This window comes from Allofournierella sp. (assembly GCF_017889395.1).
In the GTDB taxonomy this organism is placed as follows: domain Bacteria; phylum Bacillota; class Clostridia; order Oscillospirales; family Ruminococcaceae; genus Allofournierella.
The window spans coordinates 1-7091 of sequence record NZ_JAGHKE010000105.1 but is presented as its reverse complement, the minus strand read 5'-3'; the positions used below and the strand labels follow the sequence as shown (position 1 = coordinate 7091).

Sequence of the window (7091 nt, the reverse complement as noted above, 5' to 3'; positions counted from 1 at the left end):
CTGTTATAATGAAAAAAACAAACGCCGCCTGCCCTGCCGCCTGTTTGCGGCCCGGCTGCGGGAAGGGAAACTGCCATGAACATTTCTGCCAAACAGCTGGCGGGCGCAAACTGCGGCCGCCGCTACGAAAAGGAATACCTGAACAAATTCCGTGACTGCCTTTCGTTCTACTACGACGGCAAGGTCCGCTTTGAGCGCTTCTGCTACGGCGAAGGCGCCTGCTTCGTATTCGGAGTATGGGCCAGCATCTCGCCGGAGGGCGTGCTCAGCTACCAGCAGCCCTTTGACCCGCTGGTGGACCCCAACGCTCTGCCCAAGGCCCTGACCGGACAGGAGGGTGATGTGCTCTACTTCGACAATCAGCGCTGGAAGTGGGAGGTTGCCTCCGATTTCACCTCCGATGCCAAAAACGGCTATACCCCTCTTAAGGTAAAGCTGGGCAAGCTGCTGGGCCGGTAACCTTTATTAAAATCAACAGCCCGCCGGGTAACGCGTTCTGCATGCGTTGCCCGGCGGGCTGTTTTTTTGTCAGAATTCCGCTTCCGCCTGAACCGGCAGATACTCCTTTCCACCCTGACAATACTCATCCAGTGTGAAAATACCATACAGCCGTTCGCTGGTATTCATGGAAAAGACCTTGCCGTCCGTACCGGTTTCCGTTATGGGATATTCCAGATCCCCCAGATCCGCCAGAAGACGTCCGTTTCCCAACGCCTGCAGCGCAATGACATCCGTTACACCCCCATTGTGACCGCGGGAAAGAGCCTTGATCTCCACCGGCTGGCCATTCTGCTCCACCCAGCTCTGCCCATGGGCTTCGCCGTCATTCCAGCTATAGATCAATCGGCCCTGAGTCAGATGGACCGGGTTTGCATATCGAATGCCCGGCTGCACCTGCGCAAATTCCGTCCGTGTACCATCGGCCGGATTAATTTGCTCCAGCATTCCGCTTGCCCGCTGATAAGCAAACAATGCCGTATCTCCTTCCGCTTTCCAGATCATGCCCTGAGCCAGATCCTGCTCAAAAATCTTCTGCACCGTGTTCTCCCAGCGCAGCAGATACAGGCAGGTCGTCCCCTGATTTTCCTCTTCTCCGGTACCGCTGGTCTGTTCCACCACAATGCCATTCTCTGTATAAAGCAGCGGGTACGGATTCTCCGCCAGCTGCCAGCGACAAACCTCTTCGCACTGGCCGAACCGCTCGGAGTCCTCCACATTCACCCGCCACAAATTCTGGTATTGCTCGGCGCTGCACATATAGTACAAACTGCCCCCGTCCCGATACACGGGTCCGCTCACCGGCAATGCGGAAATCTTTGTCTGCGAACGGAGCACCTTTCCGCTCAGGTCCCGCAGCTCCACCGACGCTTCGCCATCGATCTGCCAGAACAGCGCCAGCTGCCCCGACTCCGTCTCCGTCATCTGAATGAATCCATCCCTGCGCAGCCATGCATCGCAGTCCTGGTCGGAATGGGCACAGTCCGCTTTACCGCACAAAACCGTCCGCTGCCCGGTCGTTAAATCCACCGATTGCAGAAGGCATCCCCCGTCGATCTGCCGTTCGCCCGCCAGAAATGCCTGATCACCGGACACGATCCAAACACTTCCGTCCCCCTGACTGGATTGCGCAAAATGCAGTCCCCCCAGGGTCTGTTCCGCATTGGCCTGCTCCGCTGCCGGGATTGGCTCGCTTTGGCTCCGGGCAGTGCCGCAGCCGACCATCAGCAGCAGGCTAACCGCCAATGCCGTTGCTTGGATATGCTTTTTCATCGTTTCTCACTCCTCAAAATGCCCCTTGAACGGGCAGACATTCCGCATCGTTCGTCATATACTGCTCCGGTGTGAACAGGCCGTAACGGAATTCACTGGTCTGGCCGGCAACCAGTTTTCCGTCCTTATCCCGGTAACTGGTTTCCACCATGGTTTCGTTCAGCTGCACCAGCAGCCTGTCCCCAATCACGGCCAACGGAACCGCCGGACCAATTGCTCCGTTCCGGCTGGTCTGGCGGACAATCGGCTCCACGGTTCCATCTTCATGGATAGCGAACGCCTGCTCTGCTCCGCCTTCCCGTAACGTCCCTACATATAATGTATCCTCCAGCCAGAATGGTGTTCCCACCAGCGAAAGCCCCGTTTCCAATGCGGCGGTCTGCACGCTCTCACCCGTGGCAGAGTCCAGCCGTTCCAGCCGGCCGCTCACACTGTCGTACAAACAGATGGTAGGCTCCGGTTCCAGGCTGCCGGAATATTGGGCTGTCCAGAACATCTGCTGGGGCTGCGCCCGGCGGATGGTGCGTATTTCTCCATTCCACAGCAGTTCGCTGAGAATCTGCCCACCATCGGCCAGTTGACAAACCAGCAATCCGTTGCCGGTGGATTGCCCGGTGAGGATCGAGGTGTTTTCCAGCTGCCAGCTTGCTGCTTCCTCCATACTTCCGAACGCATCGTCCGCCTGCGTATGGATGCGGTACAGCCGATACAGAGGCAGCCAGCCGGACCGGTACCACCGATCCTCCCGCACCACATATAAATCTTTACCGTCACTGTAAAATCCGGAAGGAGACCAGCCCTGCCCTTCCTCCGGCAAGGCTATGGGCGCCTGAATCAGGGTGCCGTCCGCTGCCCGCAGCTCCACGGCTGCTTTGCCGCCCAGCGCCTTATTGGTCAGATAATATAAGACCAGATCGCCGTTTTCCAGGCAGTTCACATAGGGTAGCGTGCCCTGCTCTTCCACCCAGGCCGGACAATCCGCGCCGCTGTGGGGGCATTCCCGCTGCGAACAGAGCGGTGTACAGCTGCCATCGGTCAGGTCGATGGCCTGCAGAAAGGCCCCCTGTCCACTTCGGGCCACGGTGAAGGCATTCTCGCCTTTGATGCTCCAGTCCACCCCTCTGCTTCCGCCGGTCTGGTACAATGCACTCTTCACTGTGGGCTGCGCTGTCGCTTCTGTGAACACTTCGCTTTGAGCGGGCTGTATGCCGCAGCCTGCCAGCAGCAGAAGGCTCAATGCCAGCGCCGTCGTTTTTGTTATGCAGTTCATGCCGTTCCCTCCTTCTTGTCTTTCATTGCCGTGGCGATCTGTTCCGGCGTTTTGTGCTCTGCGCCAAGCTCTGTACCGCCCTTGTCCGATGCATACACATACAGCTGCGCCGCCGGGGAATAGGCAGCGGCAAGATGGCCGTCCTCACTGGAAAGATCCTTCCAGTCGGTAAATTCTGTCACGTTCAAAAATCGTTTGTATGCCTCCAACAGCTCAGCTGCCCGCAGCTGCCCGCCAACACTCCATCGCAGCCGCACCACTTCTTCACCGGGGCCCAGCTCCAGCAGAAGGCTGTCGGCCTCTGTGCCCCACTCATAGCGCACAAAGCCTGCCGCATCCCGCATAGCATTTTTGCAGGCATCGGGTTGTTCGGTTTCAAGCAGCGCATACGCTGCCGCAGTTTGCGTTTCATCCAGCAGGCCTGCTTTTCGCAATTGTTCCAGTGCTGCGCCAATCGAATTCATCTGTCCCTCTTCGGTTTGCTCCAACACCTGCCAGCCGGTGGAATCCCATTCCGGCGTGCTGCCCGCCAGGAACTGCCGGTCATACAGAAGCTTTGCCAGCGCGTTCTCCCGCCCCTGGCTGGAAAGGGCATTTTCTTCCGCCGGGCGGGAATGGCTGGTTTGCAGCAGCCTTGCCTGCTGCATGACACAGAAGGCAGAGGGCAACCCCATACAGGCCAGCACCAGCAGCAATGCTCCGGCGCAGAACAGGCTCGTTTTGATTCGCTGTTTTTTGCTCATCCCGCCGCCTCCTTTAATGTAAATCGTACCGTTGTGCCCTCGCCGGGCTGGCTCTCAAATTCCAGCCGAGTGCCGTGCAGCCGGGCAATGCGATCGCAGAGTGCCAGACCGAAACCACTGCCGTTCTGGGCTCTGGCGCGGGATTTATCCACCATATAGAATGGCTCGGTAATGCGTTCCAGCTCTGTCTGCGGGATTCCCCGGCCCCGGTCACGCACCATGATCTCCACCTGACTGCTTTCCCAGCAAGCGGCAATGTGTATCCTGCCGTCCTTCGACTCGGCCCGCATTCCGTTGCTGATCAGATTTTCCAGCAGCGCGGTGAGCAATTCCTCGTCTCCCAGAACACAGCCTGTTTCAAAGCCCTGCCAGCACAGCCGGATCGGGCATTCTGCGGGCAGAGCGCGGGCCGTCTTTTCCGCCAGCGCCGCCAGCGAAACCGGGCGCAGCTCCAACGTTTTATGCTCCGGGTCCAGCGTCATAAAGGTCATCAGCTTGGCGCTCAATGCTTCCAGCCGTTTTGTCTCGTGATAAATGTAATTTGCCGCCCGCTGGCGTACCTCCGGCTTCACCTCGGCGCTGCGCAGCAGGTCCGCATAGCCAAGCATACTGGTCATGGGGGTTTTCAACTCATGGGTGAAGGCGCTCACAAAGTCCTCTCTCTGGTGCACCGCCAGATCCAGCTGCTGCGCCCGCTGCTCCACCGCCTCGGCCATGACATCAAAGCTGGCGGCAAGGCTGGCCACCTCATCGGTTCCGGTCATGCCGGTTCGCCGGTCGTAGGAGCCCGCCGCGATGGCCCGTGCGGATTCCTCCAAGGCTTTCAGCGGCCGGGTCAGGCGGCGGCTCACCGCCCACACCACCAGCGCCACCCCGGCAAAGGCAAGCACTTCCAGGCGGGCAAACCCCGCCAGCTGCTGGTTCCGCAGCCGGAACACCTCGCTCACATCGCAGCTGCTCACCAGCCACAAGGTTCTCCCCTGCCACTGCACCGGGCTTGCAAACAGCTGCCAGATGTTTGCCCCCTCTTTGGCGTAGGTCATTTCGTCCGCTCCTGCATCCACTGCCCGCAGCACCGGCTGCCAGCCATTCACCATTCCGATACCGGAATAGAGGAAGGCTCCCTCTTCGCTGAGGATGGCCAGCCCTTCCCCTGTCTGCGCGATGCGCTGCTGCCCGTATCGGGTCACCAGTGGGGACTGGGTCTCCAGGTCCGGGTTTTCAATCATTTCCTTTTGCAGCTGATAGCACTCCGCCCGATGTGCGGCCGCATTCTGCTGCGCCGCCGCCCGCAGCTGGGCGGAAAATCCGCTGCCGATCAGCCAGGCCGCCCCCAGATTCAACAAAAGCGCCAACAGCAGCAGGATGGCAAATGTCAGTTTGGCTGCCAGTTTCACGTTTCCACCTCCAGTAAATAACCGATTTTATACACCGTCTTGATCTTATCTGCAAGGCCCAGCTTTTTGCGCAGACGCTGGATGTGCAGATCCAGCGTGCGGCTGCCCGCTTCCTCCTCGCCGCCCCACACCCGCTCGTACATCACATCCCGGTAGAGGGCAATGCCCTGGTTGCGCAGAAGCAGCACCAGCAAATCAAACTCCCTGGGCGTGAGGGCCACCGGTATACCGCCTTTTTCCACCCGGCGGGCCACCGGGTCCACCACAATGTCAAAGGCCCGCAGCACCCCGCCGCCCCGTCCTGCCCGGCGCAGCACACTTTCCACCCGGGCCAGCAGCTCCAGCGGCTCGAAGGGCTTCACGATATAATCGTCCGCTCCCATGCGCAGGCCCCGCACCCGGTCTGCCAGCATGCCCTTAGCGGTCAGGAAGATCACCGGCGTTCCGGTGGGGCGCACGTATTCCATCAGCTCATAGCCATCGACACCCGGCAGCATGATGTCCAGCAAAATCAGATCGTACCGGCCGGTCTCGATCTTATCCGCGGCAGTATCGCCGTCCAGCGCGATCTCGCACTGGTAGCCCGCCTGCAACAGGGTAAGCTCGATCAGCTCGGCAATGGGGCGTTCATCGTCAACAATCAAAATGGGATTCATTGGGGTTCCTCTTTTCTCTGTTCCAGTGCGGATGCCCGCCCTGTGCTTTGATGATATCTGCAGTTCGTATCAAAATTGTATCATGCTCTTATCCAACCGGGTGATTTTTGCGCTTTTTTCAGATTTTTTCTCCGGAGCCTTGACAACTGTGTATATACGCGTATATACTGTATATATCAGATATGTACAGTCTGATAAATTAAAGGAAAAGCGAGGAAGACTGATGGAGATCTACATCAGCAATTCCAGCCCAAAGCCGATCTATGCCCAGATCACCGACCAGATCCGCGCCGCCATTTTTGACGGCAGGCTCAAGGAGGGCGAGGCGCTGCCCAGCATCCGGCTGCTGGCCAAGGAGCTGCGCATCAGCGTGATCACCACCAAACGGGCCTATGAGGACCTGGAAAAGGCCGGGTTCATCAATACGGTGCCCGGCAAGGGCTGCTTCGTTGCACTCCAGAACATGGAGCTGCACCGGGAGGAGACCCTGAAAAAGATGGAGGGATACCTGCAGCAGGCGGTGGACACCGCGCTGGCCGGGGGCATCAGCAAGGCGGAGGTGCTGGCAACATTGAACCTGTTGTTGGAGGGAGACTGATCCTATGGAAAACGCAATCTGCATCCGCGGCCTGTGCAAACATTACAGGGATTTTTCGCTGGAGAATCTGGACCTGACCGTGCCCACCGGCACCATCGTGGGCTTTGTGGGTGAAAACGGCGCGGGCAAAACCACCACACTGAAGGCTATCTTCGGGGCCATCCGTACCGACGGTGGCAGCATTGAGGTGCTGGGCTGCACCGACCCCAACCGGCTGGACAAATCCCAGATCGGCGTGGTGATGGAGGATTCCTTCTTTTATGAGACACTCACGCCCCGCCAGGTGAACAGCATCATGAAGAGCCTGCAGCCCGGCTGGGACTGCGCCGAATTTGCCCGGCTGCTGGAGGCCTACCAGCTGCCGGAGAAAAAGCTCATCAAGGATATGAGCAAGGGCATGCGGATGAAGTTCCAGCTGGCCACCGCCCTGGCCCACAAGCCCCGGCTGCTGATTCTGGATGAAGCCACCAGCGGTCTGGACCCGGTGGTGCGCGGCGAGGTGCTGGACTACCTGCGGGACTACATCCAGGACGAAAACCACAGCGTTCTGATGAGCAGCCACATCACCAGCGATCTGGAAAAGGTGGCGGATTCCATCGCCTATCTGCACAAGGGGCGGCTGCTGTTCCAGATGGACCGGGACGAGCTGCTGGAAAA

General features: G+C 59.0%; 8 protein-coding genes. 3 read left to right on the top strand and 5 right to left on the bottom strand.

Annotated features, from left to right (window positions below; genetic code table 11):
- Positions 1-75 precede the first annotated feature (75 nt).
- Entirely contained in the window at positions 76-459 is a 384-nt protein-coding gene (locus tag J7G73_RS11805; protein WP_291246392.1) for a hypothetical protein, read from the top strand.
- A gap of 69 nt (positions 460-528) precedes the next feature.
- Here J7G73_RS11805 and J7G73_RS11800 read toward each other — a convergent pair whose 3' ends face one another.
- Genes J7G73_RS11800 through J7G73_RS11780 form a run of 5 tightly spaced genes read right to left on the bottom strand, consistent with a single transcriptional unit; the run spans position 529 to position 5836 of the window.
- Complete coding sequence (locus J7G73_RS11800) at positions 529-1770, bottom strand: hypothetical protein (RefSeq protein WP_291246391.1); 1242 nt, start codon at positions 1768-1770, stop codon at positions 529-531.
- Positions 1771-1783: 13 nt separating this feature from the next.
- A complete protein-coding gene (locus tag J7G73_RS11795) occupies positions 1784-3040 on the bottom strand; it encodes a hypothetical protein (protein WP_291246390.1) in 1257 nt (418 codons plus the stop codon).
- Positions 3037-3783, bottom strand: a complete 747-nt coding sequence (locus J7G73_RS11790; RefSeq protein ID WP_291246389.1) for a hypothetical protein — start codon at positions 3781-3783, stop codon at positions 3037-3039. Before J7G73_RS11790 ends, J7G73_RS11795 begins: the two co-directional genes overlap by 4 nt.
- Complete coding sequence (locus J7G73_RS11785; protein WP_291246388.1) at positions 3780-5180, bottom strand: HAMP domain-containing sensor histidine kinase; 1401 nt, start codon at positions 5178-5180, stop codon at positions 3780-3782. The genes J7G73_RS11790 and J7G73_RS11785 overlap by 4 nt, the downstream gene beginning before the upstream one ends.
- Positions 5177-5836: a response regulator transcription factor gene (locus J7G73_RS11780; protein WP_087294608.1), complete on the bottom strand. Its 660-nt coding sequence runs from the start codon at positions 5834-5836 to the stop codon at positions 5177-5179. Before J7G73_RS11780 ends, J7G73_RS11785 begins: the two co-directional genes overlap by 4 nt.
- A gap of 223 nt (positions 5837-6059) precedes the next feature.
- On the opposite strand from J7G73_RS11780, the gene J7G73_RS11775 reads away from it, so the two are divergent.
- Positions 6060-6434: a GntR family transcriptional regulator gene (locus J7G73_RS11775; RefSeq protein ID WP_087294606.1), complete on the top strand. Its 375-nt coding sequence runs from the start codon at positions 6060-6062 to the stop codon at positions 6432-6434.
- Between the two features lie 4 nt (positions 6435-6438).
- Positions 6439-7091, top strand: a 653-nt coding sequence (locus J7G73_RS11770; protein ID WP_291246387.1) for an ABC transporter ATP-binding protein, incomplete at its 3' end; no start/stop codon positions are given.